The organism is Chimaeribacter arupi (assembly GCF_002858805.1).
GTDB lineage: Bacteria > Pseudomonadota > Gammaproteobacteria > Enterobacterales > Enterobacteriaceae > Chimaeribacter > Chimaeribacter arupi.
Genome location: NZ_PJZI01000028.1, coordinates 19,054 through 38,007 on the forward strand (window position 1 = coordinate 19,054; position 18,954 = coordinate 38,007).

The 18,954-nt window shown below is 59.2% G+C and carries 16 protein-coding genes; 13 read left to right on the plus strand and 3 right to left on the minus strand.

The window, feature by feature from the left end; translation table 11 throughout:
• Positions 1–48: 48 nt before the first annotated feature.
• Complete coding sequence (gene ppiC, locus CYR52_RS15815) at positions 49–330, minus strand: peptidylprolyl isomerase PpiC (protein WP_072931258.1); 282 nt, start codon at positions 328–330, stop codon at positions 49–51.
• A 171-nt stretch (positions 331–501) separates the two neighbouring features.
• Here ppiC and rep point away from each other — a divergent pair, with 171 nt between their 5' ends.
• Positions 502–2,523 carry a DNA helicase Rep gene (rep, locus tag CYR52_RS15820; protein WP_072931260.1) on the plus strand — a complete coding sequence of 674 codons (2,022 nt, stop codon included), beginning with the start codon at positions 502–504 and terminating at the stop codon, positions 2,521–2,523.
• An 83-nt stretch (positions 2,524–2,606) separates the two neighbouring features.
• On the opposite strand, the gene gppA is transcribed toward rep, so the two are convergent.
• A complete protein-coding gene (gene gppA / locus CYR52_RS15825; protein WP_072931262.1) occupies positions 2,607–4,097 on the minus strand; it encodes a guanosine-5'-triphosphate,3'-diphosphate diphosphatase in 1,491 nt (496 codons plus the stop codon).
• A 5-nt stretch (positions 4,098–4,102) separates the two neighbouring features.
• The gene (gene rhlB, locus CYR52_RS15830) at positions 4,103–5,395 is read right to left on the minus strand and encodes an ATP-dependent RNA helicase RhlB (protein WP_072931264.1); all 1,293 of its coding nucleotides are present in this window, start codon (positions 5,393–5,395) and stop codon (positions 4,103–4,105) included.
• Positions 5,396–5,513: 118 nt separating this feature from the next.
• Between rhlB and trxA the strand changes: the two genes are divergently transcribed.
• The 12 genes from trxA (at position 5,514) to wzyE (ending at position 18,949) form a co-directional block, all read left to right on the plus strand.
• Positions 5,514–5,840, plus strand: coding sequence for a thioredoxin TrxA (gene trxA, locus CYR52_RS15835; protein ID WP_072931266.1), 327 nt, complete (start codon positions 5,514–5,516; stop codon positions 5,838–5,840).
• Between the two features lie 462 nt (positions 5,841–6,302).
• Positions 6,303–7,562 carry a transcription termination factor Rho gene (gene rho, locus CYR52_RS15840; protein ID WP_072931267.1) on the plus strand — a complete coding sequence of 420 codons (1,260 nt, stop codon included), beginning with the start codon at positions 6,303–6,305 and terminating at the stop codon, positions 7,560–7,562.
• A 297-nt stretch (positions 7,563–7,859) separates the two neighbouring features.
• A complete protein-coding gene (wecA, locus tag CYR52_RS15845; protein WP_101828919.1) occupies positions 7,860–8,957 on the plus strand; it encodes a UDP-N-acetylglucosamine--undecaprenyl-phosphate N-acetylglucosaminephosphotransferase in 1,098 nt (365 codons plus the stop codon).
• Between the two features lie 20 nt (positions 8,958–8,977).
• The gene (wzzE, locus tag CYR52_RS15850; RefSeq protein WP_072931271.1) at positions 8,978–10,027 is read left to right on the plus strand and encodes an ECA polysaccharide chain length modulation protein; all 1,050 of its coding nucleotides are present in this window, start codon (positions 8,978–8,980) and stop codon (positions 10,025–10,027) included.
• Between the two features lie 66 nt (positions 10,028–10,093).
• On the plus strand, positions 10,094–11,224 hold the full coding sequence (wecB, locus tag CYR52_RS15855) for a non-hydrolyzing UDP-N-acetylglucosamine 2-epimerase (RefSeq protein WP_072931272.1): 1,131 nt from the start codon (positions 10,094–10,096) through the stop codon (positions 11,222–11,224).
• Positions 11,221–12,483 carry a UDP-N-acetyl-D-mannosamine dehydrogenase gene (gene wecC, locus CYR52_RS15860; RefSeq protein ID WP_072931274.1) on the plus strand — a complete coding sequence of 421 codons (1,263 nt, stop codon included), beginning with the start codon at positions 11,221–11,223 and terminating at the stop codon, positions 12,481–12,483. Before wecB ends, wecC begins: the two co-directional genes overlap by 4 nt.
• 63 nt (positions 12,484–12,546) lie before the next feature.
• The gene (gene rfbA / locus CYR52_RS15865) at positions 12,547–13,428 is read left to right on the plus strand and encodes a glucose-1-phosphate thymidylyltransferase RfbA (RefSeq protein ID WP_101828920.1); all 882 of its coding nucleotides are present in this window, start codon (positions 12,547–12,549) and stop codon (positions 13,426–13,428) included.
• The gene (gene rffC / locus CYR52_RS15870) at positions 13,406–14,113 is read left to right on the plus strand and encodes a dTDP-4-amino-4,6-dideoxy-D-galactose acyltransferase (RefSeq protein WP_101828921.1); all 708 of its coding nucleotides are present in this window, start codon (positions 13,406–13,408) and stop codon (positions 14,111–14,113) included. Before rfbA ends, rffC begins: the two co-directional genes overlap by 23 nt.
• 4 nt (positions 14,114–14,117) lie before the next feature.
• Complete coding sequence (gene rffA / locus CYR52_RS15875; RefSeq protein ID WP_072931279.1) at positions 14,118–15,248, plus strand: dTDP-4-amino-4,6-dideoxygalactose transaminase; 1,131 nt, start codon at positions 14,118–14,120, stop codon at positions 15,246–15,248.
• 1 nt (position 15,249) lies between these two features.
• Positions 15,250–16,500 (plus strand): lipid III flippase WzxE, encoded by a 1,251-nt coding sequence (wzxE, locus tag CYR52_RS15880; protein WP_072931281.1) that lies wholly within the window; start codon positions 15,250–15,252, stop codon positions 16,498–16,500.
• Positions 16,497–17,582 (plus strand): TDP-N-acetylfucosamine:lipid II N-acetylfucosaminyltransferase, encoded by a 1,086-nt coding sequence (locus CYR52_RS15885; protein WP_072931283.1) that lies wholly within the window; start codon positions 16,497–16,499, stop codon positions 17,580–17,582. The genes wzxE and CYR52_RS15885 overlap by 4 nt, the downstream gene beginning before the upstream one ends.
• Positions 17,579–18,949, plus strand: coding sequence for an ECA oligosaccharide polymerase (gene wzyE / locus CYR52_RS15890; protein ID WP_072931285.1), 1,371 nt, complete (start codon positions 17,579–17,581; stop codon positions 18,947–18,949). The genes CYR52_RS15885 and wzyE overlap by 4 nt, the downstream gene beginning before the upstream one ends.
• Positions 18,950–18,954 lie beyond the last annotated feature (5 nt).

Below are 18,954 nucleotides of genomic sequence, written 5' to 3' on the forward strand. Positions count from 1 at the left end.
AGAAAAGGGCGACATCATGTCGCCCTTTTTTATGCCTGCCGCCGCCGGTCAGTTGCGGTACAGCACCTTAATGATGTGGTAACCAAACTGGGTTTTGACCGGCCCGTAAGGTTTCAGCAATTCGCAGCTGAACACCGCTTTGTCAAACGCCGGCACCATGTCGCCTTTGCGGAATTCACCCAGCGAGCCGCCGGCGCGCTTGGACGGGCAGGTAGAATGCTTGCGGGCCAGCTCCTGGAAGTCGGCACCTTGCGCCAGTTTATCCAGAATGTCGTAGGCCTGTTGTTCGGTATCGACCAGGATATGCAGTGCAGACGCAGTATTCGCCATAATAAAGCCTTTTTTACGAAATGAATGTCAGGGCCTACTTTACCACCCGCCGCGCCGGATGTGGACAACCTGCCGGTTTACTGCACGAGAATCCGAAAGTAAAGGCGGTCAATCTCCGCCCGCCTTTCTGATACAATCGCCGCCCGTCCATCTCTTGAGCAAAATAGCGCCATGCGATTAAACCCCAGCCAACAACACGCCGTCGAATTTGTCACAGGACCCTGTCTGGTTCTGGCCGGGGCCGGCTCCGGTAAAACCCGGGTGATCACCAACAAAATCGCCCACCTGATCCGTGAGTGTGGTTATCAGGCACGCCAGATTGCTGCCGTGACCTTTACCAACAAGGCCGCGCGCGAGATGAAAGAGCGTGTCGCCCAGACCATGGGCCGCAAGGAGGCGCGCGGGCTGATGATCTCTACTTTCCATACACTGGGGCTGGAGATTATTAAACGTGAATATGCCGCACTCGGCATGAAATCCAATTTCTCGCTGTTTGACGATCAGGATCAGCTGGCGCTGCTGAAAGAACTGACCGAAAAATGGCTGGAAAACGACAAGACCCTGCTCCAGCAATTGATCTCCACGATCTCAAACTGGAAAAACGATCTGGTCGATCCACAAGGCGCAGCAGGCCTGGCGCGATCCGAGCGCGAAAAGCTGTTCGCCCACTGTTACGGCCTGTACCACGATCACCTCCGGGCCTGCAACGTGCTGGACTTTGACGACCTGATCCTGCTGCCGACGCTGCTGCTGCAACGCAATGAAGAGGTGCGCGAACGCTGGCAGCACCGCATCCGCTACCTGCTGGTGGATGAATACCAGGATACCAACACCAGCCAGTATGAACTGGTGAAGCTGCTGGTGGGCAACCGCGCGCGCTTTACCGTGGTGGGCGATGACGACCAGTCGATTTACTCCTGGCGCGGCGCGCGGCCGCAGAACCTGGTGCTGCTGAAAGAGGATTTCCCGGCGTTGCAGGTGATCAAGCTGGAGCAGAATTACCGCTCCACCGGGCGCATCCTGAAAGCGGCCAATATCCTGATCGCCAACAACCCGCACGTGTTTGAGAAGCGCCTGTTCTCAGAACTGGGTTACGGCGAGGCGCTGAAAGTGGTGACCGCCAATAATGAAGATCACGAGGCGGAAAGGGTGGTCGGGGAACTGATCGCCCACCGCTTCGTGCGGAAAACCCAGTACAGCGACTATGCGATTCTCTACCGCGGTAACCACCAGTCGCGGCTGTTTGAAAAGATGCTGATGCAAAACCGCATCCCGTACCGCATTTCCGGCGGCACCTCATTCTTCTCCCGGCCGGAGATTAAAGATTTGCTCGCCTATCTGCGCATCCTGACCAATGAAGGGGATGACAGCGCCTTCCTGCGCATCGTCAATACGCCGAAACGGGAAATCGGCCCGGCGACGCTGCAAAAACTGGGCGAATGGGCCAACCAGCGCAATAAAAGCCTGTTTGCCGCCAGTTTCGATTTGGGGCTGGGCCAGTACCTGACCGGGCGCGGGCTGGAATCGTTGCAGCGCTTTACCCACTGGCTGAAAGGGATTGCCGATCTGGCCGAACGCACCCCGGTGGCCGCGGTGCGTGACCTGATCCACGGCATCGACTACGAAAGCTGGCTTTATGAGACGTCGCCCAGCGCGAAAGCTGCCGAAATGCGCATGAAGAACGTGAACCAGCTGTTCAGCTGGATGACTGAAATGCTCGAAGGCACCGACCTCGACGAGCCGATGACGCTGGCGCAGGTGGTGACGCGCTTTACCCTGCGCGACATGATGGAGCGCGGCGAAAGCGATGAGGAGACGGATCAGGTTCAGCTGATGACGCTGCACGCCTCCAAAGGGCTGGAGTTCCCTTACGTCTTTCTGGTCGGCATGGAAGAGGGCCTGCTGCCGCACCAGAGCAGTATTGATGAAGAGAATGTGGACGAAGAGCGCCGCCTGGCGTACGTCGGCATTACCCGCGCACAAAAAGAGCTGGTGTTTACCCTGTGCCGCGAACGCCGTCAGTATGGCGAGCTGGTGCGCCCGGAGCCGAGCCGTTTTCTGCTGGAGTTGCCGCAGGACGATCTGGCGTGGGAAACCGAGCGAAAAGTGGTGAGCGCGCAGGAGCGGATGCAAAAAGGGCAGTCCAGCCTGGCCAATATCCGTGAAATGCTGGCAAAAGCGCGCGGCGGCTGACGCGGCCACGCCTCACCCCCGGCGCGATCGCCCATGACAGACAGCAAAAAGCCCGGCTTGCCGGGCTTTTTGCTGAGCAGGCGTTACGCCACCTCTTCTACCGTTAACGGCCAATGGACATAACTCTGCCAGTGGCTTTCATGCTCCAGCTCCTCGGCCCGCAGCGGGTGCTGCTCCAGCCAGCCTTGCGGCACCTGTACCAACAGCGCGTCCCCGTCAGCCTGCAGGCGCACCGCCGGCAGGGTGTCATCGCGGCGGCGGCTGGCAAAGATAATCGCCAGCCGTAACAGCCGGCAGAGGCGCTGAGCCTGACGCGGCGGCAACGCGTTTTGCTGGTCAAGCAGCGTGAGGTCGAGGGTGCTGTTCTGGTTTTGCAGCAGCGTCGCCAACAACTTTTTCTGCGCCGGGGTAAAGCCGGGCAGATCAAGGTGACGGATCAGGTAAGCGGCATGCTGCGGGGCCTGGCGGAAATCCACACTGAGGCCGATTTCATGGATCAGGCAGGCGCTGTTGAGCAGTTCGCGCGCGCGCGCATCCAGTTGCCAGTCCTGTTCCAGTTGCAGGGCAAAACTTTCTGCCAGCTGGGCCACGCGTGAAGCCTGGTCGCTGTCCAGCAGGTAGCGGCGCTGCACATTGCGCAGCGTGCGGTGGCGGATGTCCTGCTCCACCGGCAGGTGCAACATGCCGTACACCAGCCCTTCACGCAGCGCGCCGCCGGCCAGCGTCATGGTATCGATGTTCAGCGCTTTAAAGATGGCGATCAGAATCGACAGGCCGCTGGGGAACACCAGCGCACGCTCAAGCGTCAGCCCCTCAATTTCCAGCTCCTCCAGCTTGCCGCACTGGATGGCGCGGTGCTTCAGCTGTTGCAGCTTGGGCAGGGTGATGTGTTCATCCATGCCCTGCGCCACCATGATCTCCTGCAACGCCTGCACCGTGCCGGACGCCCCGACGCAAATCTGCCAGCCTTTCGCCATCAGCGCCCCGGCCACCGGCGCAATCATTGCCAGCGCGGCCTCTTCAGCCCGGTCAAAATTCGCTTTGCCCAGAGTGCGGTCGCCGAAATAGCGCTCCAGCCAGGTAACGCAACCCATCGACAGGCTGAACAGGGCGGTGGCTTGCGCGCCCGTGCCGGTCACCAGCTCGGTGCTGCCGCCGCCGATGTCGACCACCAGGCGCTGATCCGGGCCGCCGGTGGTGTGTGCCACGCCGTGATAGATAAGGCGCGCCTCTTCTTCCCCCGTGATGACCTGAATCGGGCAGCCCAGGATCGCCTGCGCTTTCTCCAGGAACTCATCCGCGTTGGTCGCCAGCCGCAGCGTGGCAGTCGCCACTACCCGCACCTGATCGCGCGGGATGTCCTGCAAGCGTTCAGAGAAGAGTTTCAGGCACTGCCAGCCGCGCTGCATCGCCTCGGGTGACAGCCGGTTATCATGGCCCAGCCCGGCGGCCAGCCGGACTTTGCGTTTGATCCGTGCCAGCGTCTGGATGCTGCCCGCCACCTCCCGCACCACCAACATATGGAAACTGTTGGAGCCCAGATCGATGGCGGCATAGAGGGAGGAGCTGAGCATCGTGATTAGCCCGGACGTTTACGGTTGGTACGGGGCGCCCCGTTGTTACGGCGCGGTGCGGAACCGTTGCGGCGCGGGCCGTTGCCGGTACGGGCACGGGCCAGGCGTTTCGGTGCCGGCAGGCCGGTCAGCAGCGCATCGCTGTTGTATTTGCTCACCGGGATGCTGTGGCCGGTATAGGCCTCAATCGCCGGCAGGTTCAGCGCATACTCTTCACAGGCGAGGCTGATGGAGTGGCCGCTGGCCCCGGCGCGGCCGGTCCGGCCGATGCGGTGCACATAGTCTTCGCAGTCGTCAGGCAGGTCATAGTTAAAGACGTGCGTCACCGCCGGGATGTGCAGGCCGCGCGCCGCGACGTCTGTCGCCACCAGGATGTCGATGTTGCCTTTGGTGAAATCATCCAGAATACGCAGGCGTTTTTTCTGGGCAACGTCGCCGGTCAGCAGGCCGACGCGGTGACCGTCCGCAGCCAGGTGGCCCCAGATGTCCTCACAACGGTGTTTGGTGTTGGCGAAAATAATGCAGCGATCCGGCCACTCTTCTTCCAGCAGCGTTTGCAGCAGGCGCATCTTTTCTTCGTTCGACGGATAGAACAGCTCTTCCTGAATGCGGTGGCCGGTTTTCTGTTCCGGTTCCACTTCAATGGATTCCGCATTGTTCATATGCTCGAACGCCAGCTCTTTCACCCGGTAGGAGAGGGTGGCGGAGAACAGCATGTTCAGGCGCTGGTCAGCCGGCGGCATCCGGCGGAACAGCCAGCGGATGTCTTTAATAAAGCCGAGGTCGAACATGCGGTCAGCTTCATCCAGCACCACAACCTGAATAGCGCCCAGGTTAATGTAGTTCTGCTTGGCGTAGTCGATCAGGCGGCCGGTCGTACCGATCAGGATGTCAACGCCGCTCTCCAGCACTTTGAGCTGTTTGTCGTAGCCATCACCGCCGTAGGCCAGGCCGAGTTTCAGGCCGGTCACCTGGGCCAGCGCTTCCGCATCCGCATGGATCTGGACGGCCAGCTCACGGGTCGGTGCCATGATCAGGGCGCGCGGCTGGTTGGTCTGACGGTTGGCGTCAGCCGGGTGCGACAATAAATAGTGGAAAGTAGACGCCAGAAACGCCAGCGTCTTGCCGGTACCGGTTTGCGCCTGACCCGCGACGTCCCGTCCGGAGACGGTAATCGGCAGTGCTAACGCCTGAATAGGCGTGCAGTTGTGAAAGCCTTTCTTTTCAAGGGCTTCTACGACGAGCGGATGCAGGGCGAAGTCGGAAAACTTCTGTTCGGTTAAGTGTGTTTTGCTCATAGTGTGGTAGAATATCAGCTAACTATTGCTTTACGAAAGCGTATCCGGTGAAATAAAGTCAACCTAATGTTGGTTAATGCTACATCAACTAGGTAGACATAATCCTTTGGAGTAAAACATGAGCGATAAAATTATTCACCTGACTGACGACAGTTTCGACACCGATGTGCTGAAAGCCGAGGGGCTGGTTCTGGTCGATTTCTGGGCAGAGTGGTGTGGTCCTTGTAAGATGATTGCTCCGATTCTGGATGAAATTGCGCAAGAGTTTGACGGCAAGCTGACCATCGCCAAGCTGAACATCGATGACAACCCAGGAACCGCGCCGAAATACGGCATCCGCGGTATCCCGACCCTGCTGTTGTTCCGGAACGGTGAAGTCGCTGCCACCAAGGTGGGCGCGCTGTCTAAAGGTCAGCTGAAAGAGTTCCTGACCGCCAATATGTAATCGGCACGGACGTCCGATAAGCCAGGTGTTTAGCGGGGAATGTGAAATTCACGTTGGCCGCTAGACGCCTGCAAAGAAGCGTGTTAAGTTTACTTCTACTGCATATAGAACTTACCTGTAGTTTGAATCCTAAAGTAGTTTGAATCCTAAAACAGTGTAGATCCTGAACCTTCCGGGTTTGCTCTGTGTTGAACGCATCGCTTTCTGCGCGGCAATAACATCACGTTATTCTTCACCAGCACGAAACTTACGATGCATTTAACAGTCACACGGTTTTGCTAAAATCATTTAGGCATTTTCGTTCTCAGTCTGCCACATTTTCATGAATACCGTAATTTTGCTCACGGTCTCTCTTCAGATAAAACGCACTGAGATTGAATGCCAGTAAACAGGCACGGAATTCGCTGCCATACCATTCACGACAAAGTTCGAGACATACCCCGAGTTTAAGAACCCACCATTATGAATCTTACCGAATTAAAGAACACGCCGGTTTCTGAGCTGATTACTCTCGGCGAAAATATGGGGCTGGAAAACCTGGCCCGTATGCGCAAACAAGACATTATCTTCTCCATTCTTAAGCAACATGCGAAGAGTGGTGAGGATATCTTCGGCGACGGCGTACTGGAGATATTGCAGGATGGCTTCGGCTTCCTCCGTTCTGCAGACAGCTCCTACCTCGCCGGTCCTGATGACATCTACGTTTCTCCCAGCCAAATCCGCCGCTTTAACCTTCGTACCGGTGACACCATTTCCGGTAAGATTCGTCCCCCGAAAGAGGGTGAGCGTTATTTCGCGCTGCTGAAAGTTAACGAAGTCAACTACGACAAACCAGAAAACGCCCGCAACAAAATCCTGTTCGAAAACCTTACCCCGCTGCATGCCAATTCCCGTCTGCGTATGGAACGCGGCAACGGTTCCACCGAAGACATCACCGCACGCGTGCTGGACCTGGCCTCCCCGATTGGCCGCGGCCAGCGTGGCCTGATCGTGGCACCGCCGAAAGCCGGTAAGACCATGCTGCTGCAGAACATTGCGCAGAGCATCGCCTATAACCACCCGGACTGCGTGCTGATGGTGCTGCTGATTGACGAGCGCCCGGAAGAAGTGACCGAGATGCAGCGTCTGGTGAAAGGTGAAGTGGTTGCGTCGACCTTCGACGAACCGGCTTCCCGTCACGTACAGGTTGCGGAAATGGTGATCGAGAAGGCCAAGCGCCTGGTTGAGCACAAAAAAGACGTGATCATCCTGCTCGACTCCATCACCCGTCTGGCGCGTGCCTACAACACCGTGGTGCCGGCCTCCGGCAAGGTGCTGACCGGTGGTGTGGACGCCAACGCCCTGCACCGTCCGAAACGCTTCTTCGGTGCGGCACGTAACATGGAAGAGGGCGGCAGCCTGACCATCATCGCCACCGCGCTGGTCGATACCGGTTCGAAGATGGACGAAGTGATTTACGAAGAATTTAAAGGTACAGGTAACATGGAACTGCACCTGGCGCGTAAAATTGCTGAAAAACGTGTCTTCCCGGCGATTGATTACAACCGCTCCGGTACGCGTAAAGAAGAGTTACTGGCCACGCAGGAAGAACTGCAAAAAATGTGGATCCTCCGTAAGATTATTCACCCGATGGGTGAAATCGACGCGATGGAATTCCTCATTAATAAACTCGCGATGACCAAAACGAATGATGAATTCTTCGACATGATGAAGCGCTCATAATTCTGTAAAACTCGGGGAACGCCACGCTAAGTCGTGGCGTTTTTTGCTTTTGATAGTTACGATAAGCCATTAAAAGTTTCATGAATGTCATATTCAGATAATGACGGATGGCGTTTTAGTGACTGTTTTTCTAAGTTAATGGATTTTCCGGGTGAGCACGCAGCGCAATCCGTAAGGTTTTTGACACGCCACAACCATAACTGTCACCATAGGATAGGACTGTAAGGCCGCGAGGGTTTATGACATTGCCAGGTTGCAAACCAAAGTGCCTTATCATTTTGCAGAGAGCTGTTAACTGTGAATCTACTCACTATGAGTACTGATCTTCTCTTTATCTTCCTGTTTTCCTTCTGTTTTTTATTTGCTGCCCGTAAAGTCGCGAAGAAAATTGGTCTCGTTGATAAACCTAACTACCGTAAACGTCATCAGGGGTTGATCCCGCTGGTCGGCGGCATTTCGGTTTTCGCCGGTATCTGTTTTACCTTCCTGATTTCCGATTTCCATATCCCCCATTCCCTGCTGTACCTGAGTTGCGCCGGTGTGCTGGTTCTGGTCGGTGCGCTGGATGACCGCTATGACATCAGCGTGAAAATCCGTGCGCTGGTGCAGGCGCTGGTCGGTATCGCCATGATGGTGTTCGCCGGGCTGACGCTGAAAAGCCTGGGGCATATCCTGGGGCCGTGGGAGATGGTGCTGGGGCCGTTTGGTTATCTGGTCACGCTGTTTGCCGTGTGGGCGGCGATCAACGCCTTCAACATGGTGGACGGCATTGACGGCCTGCTGGGCGGGCTTTCCTGCGTCTCCTTCGGGGCGATGGGCATCCTGGTCTATCAGGCCGGGCATGTCGATCTGGCGCTCTGGTGCTTCGCGATGATTGCCGCCATCATCCCCTATATCCTGCTTAACCTCGGCGCATTGGGCCGTCGTTATAAGGTGTTTATGGGGGATGCCGGCAGCACGCTGATTGGCTTTACCGCTATCTGGATCCTGATGCAGAGCACCCAGGGGCCAACCCCGCCGATGAACCCGGTCACGGCGCTGTGGCTGATTGCCATCCCGCTGATGGACATGATCGCCATCATGTACCGCCGCCTGCGCAAGGGCATGAGCCCCTTCTCGCCGGACCGCCAGCACATCCACCACCTGATTATGCGCGCCGGGTTCTCTTCCCGGCAGGCGTTCGTGCTGATTACGCTGGCCGCGGCCATTCTGGCGGCGATCGGGGTGATTGGTGAACGGCTGGTGTTTGTGCCGGAATGGATGATGCTGTTGCTGTTCCTGCTGGCGTTTCTGCTGTATGGCTACTGCATCAAACGCGCCTGGCGCGTTGCCCGGTTTATCAAACGTATCAAGCGCCGTATGCGCCGCTCCACGATCAATAAGCACGTATCTTAACCCGAGGTGTTCCGGCAGTGATGAAATCTGAGACGTTAGCGACTTCCAAGACACACCCTGTAGAAAATGAACTGGATATCCGCGGGCTGTGCTGTGCGCTGTGGCGCGGCAAACGCTGGATTATCGGGCTGGCTTTGCTGTTTGCCGCGCTGGCGCTGGGCGTCTCTTATCTGATGGTACAAAAGTGGAGCACCACGGCCATCACTGACCGGCCGACGGTCAATAACCTGGGCGGTTACTATTCGCAGCAGCAGTTCCTGCGTAACCTCGATATGCGGGCCGCCGTTGCGCCGTTGGGTGAGCAGCCTTCGATCTCAGATGAAGCCTATAATGAATTCATTATGCAACTGGCGGCGTATGACACGCGCCGCGATTTCTGGTTGCAAACGGATTATTACAAACAACGTCAGGAAAATGATGTCAAAGCGGATGCGGCGTTACTGGACAGGCTGATTAGCACCATCCAGTTCACCCCGCGTGATGATAAAAAATTCCTGAATGACAATGTGAAACTCACGGCAGAAACCGCCGTGGATGCCAATACGCTGTTGCGTCAGTATGTGGCTTTTGCCAGCCAGCGGGCAGTGCAACACCTGAACGATGAATTGCAGGGGGCGTGGGCAGCGCGCACCGTCTCGATGCTGGCGCAGGTCAAACGCCAGGAAGCCGTGGCCGCGGCCGTGTATAAGCGTGCATTGAACAGCGTGGAGCAGGCGCTGAAAATTGCCCGCCAGCAAAACATCAGCCGCAGCCAGACGGATACCCCGGCTGAGCAGTTGCCGGATTCCGACATGTTTTTATTGGGCACGCCCATGTTGCAGGCCCGCCTGGAGTCTTTACAGGCGTCCGGCCCGAGTTATGACATCAGTTACGATCAGAACCGGGCCATGTTATCGACCCTCAACGTAGGGCCGACGTTAGATGCAAAATTCCAGACCTATCGCTATCTGCGTACACCGGAGGAGCCGGTGACGCGTGATAGCCCGCGCCGCGCATTCCTGATGGTAATGTGGGGCGTTGTGGGAGCGTTGATCGGCGCGGGAATTGCTCTGGTGCGCCGACGGGCTTAACTGAACGATAAACGGACGCGCCAGGCACCCGCGGGCCGCGTCCCCACGACTTAAAAGAGATTCGCTGTGAAAGTGTTGACTGTTTTCGGCACCCGCCCGGAAGCCATTAAAATGGCCCCGCTGGTACACGCTCTGGCCCAGGATGAGGCCTTTGAAGCAAAAGTATGCGTAACGGCTCAACATCGTGAGATGTTGGATCAGGTTCTGCGTCTGTTCGATATTGAACCCGATTTTGATCTCAACATTATGCGTCCCGGCCAGGGGCTGACCGAAATCACCTGCCGCATCCTTGAGGGGCTGAAGCCGGTGCTGGAGGCGTTCCGGCCGGACGTGGTGCTGGTGCACGGCGATACCACCACCACCATGGCCACCAGCCTGGCGGCGTTTTACCAGCGCATCCCGGTCGGCCATGTGGAGGCCGGGTTACGCACCGGCGATCTCTTTTCCCCCTGGCCGGAAGAGGCCAACCGCAAGCTTACCGGCACCCTCGCCACCTGGCACTTTGCGCCGACGGAGAATTCGCGCCGCAACCTGCTGAGCGAGTCCACACCGGAAGACCGCATCGTGGTCACCGGCAATACGGTGATTGACGCGCTGCTGTGGGTGCGTGACCGCATCCTCGGTAACGCGGCGCTGGTCGGGGAGCTGGCCCAGCGCTACGCCTTTTTAGACAATAACAAGAAACTGATACTGGTAACCGGCCACCGGCGCGAAAGCTTCGGCGGCGGGTTTGAGCGTATCTGTACCGCCCTGGCCGAGATTGCCCGCCAGCACCCGGATGTGCAGGTGGTCTACCCGGTGCACCTCAACCCGAATGTCAGCGAGCCGGTTAACCGCATCCTCAGCGGCATCGGCAACGTTTTCCTGATTGAACCGCAGGACTACCTGCCGTTTGTCTATCTGATGGATCGCGCCTACCTGATCCTCACCGACTCCGGCGGCATTCAGGAAGAAGCCCCGTCGCTCGGCAAACCGGTACTGGTGATGCGCGATACCACAGAGCGCCCGGAAGCCGTGGACGCCGGCACCGTGCGGCTGGTCGGCACTGACATGGCAAAAATCGTGCAGGAGGTGACCCGCCTGCTGAACGATGAAAACGAATATCACGCCATGAGCCGGGCGCATAACCCTTACGGCGACGGACACGCCTGCCAGCGTATTCTTCACGCATTAAAGACCCATCAGGTGAAGCCATGAGTTTTGAAACTATCTCTGTGATCGGCCTGGGCTACATCGGCCTGCCGACGGCGGCGGCCTTTGCCTCCCGCCAGAAAAACGTGATCGGTGTGGACATCAACCCACACGCGGTGGAAACCATCAACCGCGGCGCGATTCACATCGTCGAGCCGGATCTGGATGTGGTGGTCAAACGCGCCGTGGAGGAGAAGTACCTCCGCGCGGTGATTGCCCCGCAGCCCGCCGATGCGTTCCTGATCGCGGTGCCGACCCCGTTTAAAGGCGACCATCAGCCCGACATGGTGTATGTCGAGGCCGCGGCCCGCGCCATCGCCACCGTGCTGAAAAAGGGCGATCTGGTGATCCTCGAGTCCACCTCGCCGGTGGGTGCCACTGAGCAGATGGCCGGTTGGCTGGCGGACTCACGCCCGGATTTGACCTTCCCGCAGCAGGCAGGTGACCAGGCGGACGTCAACATCGCCTATTGCCCGGAGCGCGTGCTGCCGGGGCAGGTGATGGTGGAGCTTATCAAGAATGACCGGGTGATCGGCGGCATGACGCCCGCCTGTTCCGCCCGCGCCAGCGCGCTGTACAACATCTTCCTGGAAGGGGAGTGCGTGGAAACCAACGCGCGCACCGCAGAGATGTGCAAACTCACCGAAAACAGCTTCCGCGATGTGAACATCGCCTTCGCTAATGAGCTGTCACTGATCTGCGCTGCACAGGGCATCAACGTCTGGGAGCTGATCCGGCTGGCGAACCGCCACCCGCGCGTCAACATCCTGCAACCCGGCCCCGGTGTCGGCGGCCACTGTATCGCGGTTGACCCGTGGTTTATCGTGGCACAGAACCCGGATCTGGCGCGGCTTATCCGCACTGCGCGTGAAGTGAATGACAGCAAACCGCATTGGGTGGTGGAGCAGGTCAAAGCTGCCGTGGCGGATTGCCTGGCCGCCAATGACCAGCGCGCCTCAGAGGTGACCATCGCCTGCTTTGGCCTGGCGTTCAAACCCAACATTGATGACCTGCGCGAAAGCCCGGCGGTGGAAGTCGCGAAGATGATCGCTGAATGGCACCGCGGCGACACGCTGGTCGTCGAGCCGCATGTTGACCACCTGCCGCCCGCGTTGACCGGCCACACCACGCTGGTGGGCCTCGATGAGGCGTTGCAGCGTGCGGACGTGGTGGTGATGCTGGTAGACCATCAGGTATTTAACGCCATTCCGGCGGCGGACATCCGCCAGCCGTGGATTGTGGATACCAAAGGGGTGTGGCGCTGAGCCGCACCTCCCCGGAGCGTTTAGGGCTGAACGATTCCCCGCCGAGGCGGGACTGGAGAGCATATGAAAGGCATTATTCTGGCGGGCGGCTCCGGCACCCGGCTTCACCCCATCACCCGCGGCGTATCCAAACAGCTGCTGCCGATTTACGACAAGCCGATGATTTACTATCCGCTGTCGGTGCTGATGCTGGCGGGTATCCGCGACATCCTGATTATCTCCACGCCGGAGGATATGGCCTCTTACCAGCGTTTGCTGGGCAGCGGCGAAGAGTTCGGCATCCGCCTGCAGTATGAGGTGCAGGCCAGCCCGGACGGGCTGGCGCAGGCGTTCCTGATTGGTGAAGAATTCATCAACGGCGAGCCTACCTGCCTGGTGCTGGGCGACAACATCTATTTCGGCCAGGCGTTCAGCCCGAAACTGAAAAATGTGGCGGCGCGTGAGCGCGGTGCCACGGTGTTCGGCTATCAGGTGATGGACCCGGAGCGCTTCGGTGTGGTGGAATTTGACGAGAACTTCCGCGCCCTGTCGCTGGAGGAGAAGCCGGTCAAACCGCGTTCCAACTGGGCGGTGACCGGCCTCTATTTCTATGATGCGCAGGTGGTCGAGTTCGCCAAACAGGTAAAACCGTCGGTGCGCGGCGAACTGGAGATCACCTCGATTAACCAGATGTACCTGGACCGCGGTGAACTGACGGTGGAATTGCTGGGGCGCGGCTTCGCCTGGCTCGATACCGGCACCCATGACAGCCTGATCGAGGCGAGCAGCTTCGTGCAGACGGTGGAAAAACGCCAGGGCTTCAAAATTGCCTGTCTGGAAGAGATTGGCTGGCGCAACGGCTGGCTGGATGACGAGGCGATCCGCCGCGCTGCCCAGTCGCTGGCGAAAACCGGCTACGGCAAATACCTGCTGGATCTGTTACATGCGCGTCCACGCCAATATTGAGCCGCTGGCCTGGGAGAGTGATTTCTTCCAGCGCACCAGCGCAAAGCTTCATTTCACGGCACAAGCCGCGCCGCTGACCGGCGAGCGGCTGGATGCTTACCAGATTGTGCAGGCCAAAATTGCGGCCGCCGATCTGCCGCTGGCCGATGGGCTGGCCGGGCTGGGGTTCCGCCTGGCGGAAGGGGAAGTCGATTTTACCCTGGCCGTCGCGCCGGATGATGCCGCGCCCTCCCATTCACTGACCCTCCGGCCTGCCAATGAGGCGGATATTCCCGCCCTGCAACAGGCCGCGGCCACCGCTTTTGCCCTCAGCCGGTTCCGTGCGCCCTGGTACCTGCCGCAGGACAGCGGCCGCTTCTATGCCCAGTGGGTCACCAACGCGGTGCGCGGCAGCTTTGACCACCTTTGCCTGCTGGCGGAGGATGAGCAGCAACGGCCACAGGGGTTTGTCACCCTGCGGCGGACGGGCGAACATGACGCGCGCATCGGTTTGCTGGCCGCCTGGCCGGGTGCCGCCGGGCGCGGCGTGGGCAAGTGCCTGATGCAGGCAGCAAAACAGTGGTGCCGGGCAGAACAGCGTTCACACCTGCACGTGGCGACCCAGAGCGGAAACGTCGCGGCAATGCGTCTCTATATTGGCAGTGGTGCGTCAGTGGCGGCCACTTCATTTTGGTTGTACAGGTGATCCTATGATTCCATTTAATGCGCCACCGGTAGTGGGCACTGAAATTGATTACATGCAGTCTGCCATGAGCAGCGGCAAACTGTGCGGCGACGGCGGCTACACCCGCCGCTGCCAGCAGTGGATTGAACAGAATTTTGGCTGCCCGAAAGTGTTGCTCACCCCGTCCTGCACCGCGTCGCTGGAGATGGCCGCGCTGCTGCTCGACATCAAAGCGGGTGATGAAGTGATCATGCCGAGCTACACCTTTGTCTCGACTGCCAACGCCTTTGTGCTGCGCGGCGCGAAAATCGTGTTTGTGGATATCCGCCCGGATACCATGAACATTGATGAAACCAAAATCGAGGCGGCAATCACTGAGAACACCCGCGCCATCGTGCCGGTGCACTACGCGGGCGTGGCCTGTGAAATGGACACCATCATGGCGCTGGCAGAAAAGTACCACCTGTACGTGGTGGAAGATGCCGCCCAGGGCGTGATGTCGAAATACAAAGGCAAAGCGCTCGGCACCATCGGCCACATCGGCTGCTTCAGCTTCCATGAAACCAAAAACTACACCGCAGGCGGTGAGGGCGGCGCGACGCTTATCAATGATCGCGCGCTGATTGAGCGGGCCGAGATCATCCGTGAAAAAGGCACCAACCGCAGCCAGTTCTTCCGCGGCCAGGTCGACAAATACACCTGGCGGGACATCGGCTCCAGTTACCTGATGTCTGACCTGCAGGCCGGGTATCTCTGGGCGCAACTGGAAGCGGCTGACCGCATCAACCAGCGCCGCCTGCTGCTCTGGACGAACTATTACGAGGCGCTGTCACGGCTGGCAAAACAGGGCCGCATTTCGCTGCCTGCCATTCCGGCCAGTTGCGTGCACAACGCCCACATGTTCTACATCAAGCTGCGGGACATCGCGGAGCGTGACGCCTTGATCGCCTACATGAAAGAGGCGGAGATCATGACGGTGTTCCACTATATCCCGCTGCACAGCAGCCCGGCCGGGCAACAGTTTGGCCGTTTCGCCGGGGAAGACCGCTTCACCACCGCAGAAAGCGAGCGGCTGGTGCGCTTGCCGCTGTTCTACAACCTGCCTGATGTTAACCAACGCACGGTCATTAATACGCTTCTGAGCTTCTTTGCCTGATATGTCACTGGCCAAAGCATCTGTCTGGACCGCAGGCTCGACGTTAGTCAAAATTGGCGTCGGGCTGATTGTGGTCAAACTTCTTGCCGTCAGCTTCGGCCCCAGCGGGGTCGGGCAGGCGGGTAACTTTCGTCAACTGATCACCGTGCTGGGCGTGCTCTCCGGCGCGGGTATTTTCAACGGCGTCACCAAATATGTGGCGGAGCACCAGCAGGACGAAGCACGGCTGCGGGCGGTGCTCGGCACCGCGTCAACGCTGATCCTCGGCTTCTCCACGCTGCTGGCGCTGGTGTTCCTGCTGGCGGCGGCCCCGGTCAGCGTCGGGCTGTTCGGCCACGACCGCTACCAGAATGTGGTGCGCAGTGTGGCGCTGGTGCAGATGGGGATCGCCTACGCCAACTTTTTCCTGGCGATCCTGAAAGGTTACCGCGACGCGCTGGGCAACGCGCTGGCGATTGTCGGCGGCAGCCTGATCGGGCTGGTGGCGTATATCCTCTGTGTCCGGCTGGGGGGGTATGAGGGCGCGCTGGCCGGGCTGGCGCTGGTGCCGGCGCTGGCGGTGATCCCGGCCGGGCTGTTGCTGGCAAAACGCCGCCGCTTCCCGTTGCGTGACCTGAAGCCAGGCTGGGACCGGCTGCTGGCCGGGCAGTACGCCAAGTTCACGCTGATGGCGCTGATGACCGCCGTGACCCTGCCGGTCGCCTATATCATGATGCGTAACCTGCTGGCCGCGCACGACGGCTGGGACGCCGTCGGCATCTGGCAGGGCGTGAGCAGCATTTCTGATGCCTACCTGCAATTTATCACCGCGTCGTTCAGCGTTTACCTGCTGCCGACGCTGTCACGCCTGACGGAGAAAACCGCCGTCACCCGTGAGATCGGCCGCTCGCTGGCGTTCGTGTTGCCGGCAGTGGCGGTGGTGAGCTTCGGCGTCTGGCTGCTGCGTGATGTGGCGATCTGGCTGCTGTTCTCTGAAAAATTTACCGCAATGCGTGACTTGTTCGCCTGGCAACTGGTGGGTGACGTGTTCAAGGTCGGCGCTTATGTCTATGGCTACCTGGTGATTGCCCGTGCCTCGCTGCGTTTTTACCTGCTCACCGAGCTGAGCCAGTTCCTGCTGCTCACCGGTTTTGCCCACTGGCTGATTCCGGCACACGGCGCGCTGGGGGCGGCACAGGCGTATATGGCCACCTATTGCCTCTATTTCTTGCTCTGTAGCACTGTTTTCCTGATTTATCGTAGGCGGGCATGACAACACTTATTCACGTTCTGGGATCTGACATCCCACACCATAACCTCACGGTGCTGCGCTTCTTTAACGATGTGCTGTCGAAGCGCGTCCCGGCCGGGCAGGCGCAGGCCTTTATGGTCGCCGCCGCTGACGCCGCCGCGTTCGCCGATTTCCGTCACCTTGAGATTGAGGTTTTCCCGGATAAACCGGCGCTGGCGCAGGCCGTGGTTCGCCGCGCGCAGCAGGATCGGCAGACACGCTTTTTCCTGCACGGGCAATTTAACCCGGCGCTGTGGCTGGCGCTGTTGCAGCGCAAGATCCGGCCGCAACAGGTTTACTGGCATGTCTGGGGGGCGGATCTGTATGAAGAGGCGAAAGGCTGGAAATTCCGCGCCTTCTACCTGCTGCGCCGTTTGGCGCAAGGGCGGGTTGGGCATGTGTTCGCCACGCGCGGAGACATCCAGTATTACCGGCAGCGCCACCCGCGCGTGCCGGCCTCGTTGCTCTATTTCCCGACGCGCATGGACCCGGCGCTGACCGCGCCCGTGCGTACCCAGGTGGAAGGCCAACCGCTGACGATTCTGGTCGGGAACTCCGGCGACCCAACCAACCGCCACATTGAGGCGTTGCAGGCGATCCACCGTGAGTTCGGCAGCCAGGTCAACGTGGTGGTGCCGCTGGGCTACCCGGCCAATAACGAGGCGTATATTGCGCAGATCCGGCAGGCGGGCGCGGCACTGTTCCCGGCGGAAAACCTGCAACTGCTGACGGAGCAGATGGCGTTTCCGGACTACCTGACGCTGCTGCAACGCTGCGACCTCGGCTACTTTATCTTTAACCGCCAGCAGGGCATCGGTACGCTCTGTTTGCTGATTCAGTTCGGCATTCCGTTTGTGCTGAGCCGCAAAAACCCGTTCTGGCAGGATCTGGCGGAGCAGCACCTGCCGGTGCTGTTTTATGGCGATGCGCTGGATGAGGCCACGGTGCGCGAAGCGCAACGGCAGATGGCGCTGGTGGATAAGCAGGCGATCGCCTTCTTCAACCCAAACTATATTGAGGGCTGGGTAAGCGCCCTGGCGCAGGCAGCGGGGGAGATACAATGACGCTGGGCGAATTTGGCGGGCTGAGTGTGGTTTATCTCGCATCGCTGCTGTTTATCCTGACGCTGAGCTACCGGGAATTTCGCCGGGTGCGGTTTAACTTCAACGTCTTTTTCTCGCTGCTCTATCTGCTGACCTTCTATTTCGGCTTCCCGCTCACCTGCGTGCTGGTGTTTGAATTTGATGTCGCGGTGGTACCGCCGGAATTCCTGTTGCAGGCGCTGCTGGCGGCCACCTGTTTCTACGCCATTTACTACGTGGCCTATAAAACGCGGATACGCACCACCACGGCGGCGGTGCGGCCACCGGTGTTCACCCTGAACCGGATAGAGGCGCACCTCACCTGGGGGCTGCTGGCGCTGATTGCGATAGGCACCGTCACCGTGTTCTTTATGCACAACGGCTTCCTGCTGTTTAAGCTCAACGCCTACAGCGAGATCTTCTCCAGTGAGGTGTCCGGTGTGGCGCTGAAGCGCTTCTTCTACTTCTTCATCCCGGCGATGCTGGTGGTCTACTTCCTGCGGCAGGACCTGCGCAGCTGGCTGTTCTTCCTGGTCAGCACCGTGGCCTTCGGCATCCTGACCTATATGATCGTCGGCGGCACGCGCGCCAACATCATCATCGCGTTTGCGCTGTTTTTGTTCATCGGCATTGTGCGCGGCTGGATTACCTTGTGGATGCTGGCGGCCGCCGGGGTGTTCGGCATCGTCGGCATGTTCTGGCTGGCGCTGAAGCGCTATAGCCTGGACGTGAGCGGTGCGGAGGCGTTCTACACCTTCCTGTACCTGACGCGCGACACCTTCTCGCCGTGGGAAAACCTGGCGCTGCTGCTGCAAAACTATGACAAGATCGACTTCCAGGGGCTGGCGCCGATGGCGCGCGACTTCTATGTGTTCATTCCCAGCTGGCTCTGGCCGGGGCGGCCGTCGGAAGTGCTCAACAGCGCCAACTACTTTACCTGGGAAGTGCTGGACAACCACTCCGGCCTCGCCATCTCGCCCACGCTTATCGGGTCGCTGGTGGTGATGGGCGGCGTCTGGTTTATCCCGCTTGGTGCCGTGGCGGTCGGTTGGGTGATCAAATGGTTTGACTGGCTGTATGAGCAGGGCAAAGCGGAGAACAACCGCTATAAATCGGCGGTGTTGCAGGCGTTCTGTTTTGGGGCAGTGTTTAATATGATCGTGCTGGCACGCGAGGGCGTTGACGCCTTTGGCTCCCGCGTGGTCTTCTTCTGCCTGATTTTTGGTGCCTGTCTGGTAGCGGCGAAACTGTTGTACTGGATGCTTGATGCAGGCGGCCTGGTAAGGCCGCGCGGCGGTCGCGGGGAAAGGGTTTCCCAGGCGTCGCCCCCGGCGGACGGCATCCTGTAAGGAAA

Bases quoted from the DNA above. Each gene is read 5' to 3' on its own strand.
- ppiC (WP_072931258.1), bottom strand. From the start codon at position 330: ATGGCGAATACTGCGTCTGCACTGCATATCCTGGTCGATACCGAACAA.
- rep (WP_072931260.1), top strand. From the start codon at position 502: ATGCGATTAAACCCCAGCCAACAACACGCCGTCGAATTTGTCACAGGA.
- gppA (WP_072931262.1), bottom strand. From the start codon at position 4,097: ATGCTCAGCTCCTCCCTCTATGCCGCCATCGATCTGGGCTCCAACAGT.
- rhlB (WP_072931264.1), bottom strand. From the start codon at position 5,395: ATGAGCAAAACACACTTAACCGAACAGAAGTTTTCCGACTTCGCCCTG.
- trxA (WP_072931266.1), top strand. From the start codon at position 5,514: ATGAGCGATAAAATTATTCACCTGACTGACGACAGTTTCGACACCGAT.
- rho (WP_072931267.1), top strand. From the start codon at position 6,303: ATGAATCTTACCGAATTAAAGAACACGCCGGTTTCTGAGCTGATTACT.
- wzzE (WP_072931271.1), top strand. From the start codon at position 8,978: ATGAAATCTGAGACGTTAGCGACTTCCAAGACACACCCTGTAGAAAAT.
- wecC (WP_072931274.1), top strand. From the start codon at position 11,221: ATGAGTTTTGAAACTATCTCTGTGATCGGCCTGGGCTACATCGGCCTG.
- rfbA (WP_101828920.1), top strand. From the start codon at position 12,547: ATGAAAGGCATTATTCTGGCGGGCGGCTCCGGCACCCGGCTTCACCCC.
- rffC (WP_101828921.1), top strand. From the start codon at position 13,406: ATGCGCGTCCACGCCAATATTGAGCCGCTGGCCTGGGAGAGTGATTTC.
- rffA (WP_072931279.1), top strand. From the start codon at position 14,118: ATGATTCCATTTAATGCGCCACCGGTAGTGGGCACTGAAATTGATTAC.
- wzxE (WP_072931281.1), top strand. From the start codon at position 15,250: ATGTCACTGGCCAAAGCATCTGTCTGGACCGCAGGCTCGACGTTAGTC.
- CYR52_RS15885 (WP_072931283.1), top strand. From the start codon at position 16,497: ATGACAACACTTATTCACGTTCTGGGATCTGACATCCCACACCATAAC.
- wzyE (WP_072931285.1), top strand. From the start codon at position 17,579: ATGACGCTGGGCGAATTTGGCGGGCTGAGTGTGGTTTATCTCGCATCG.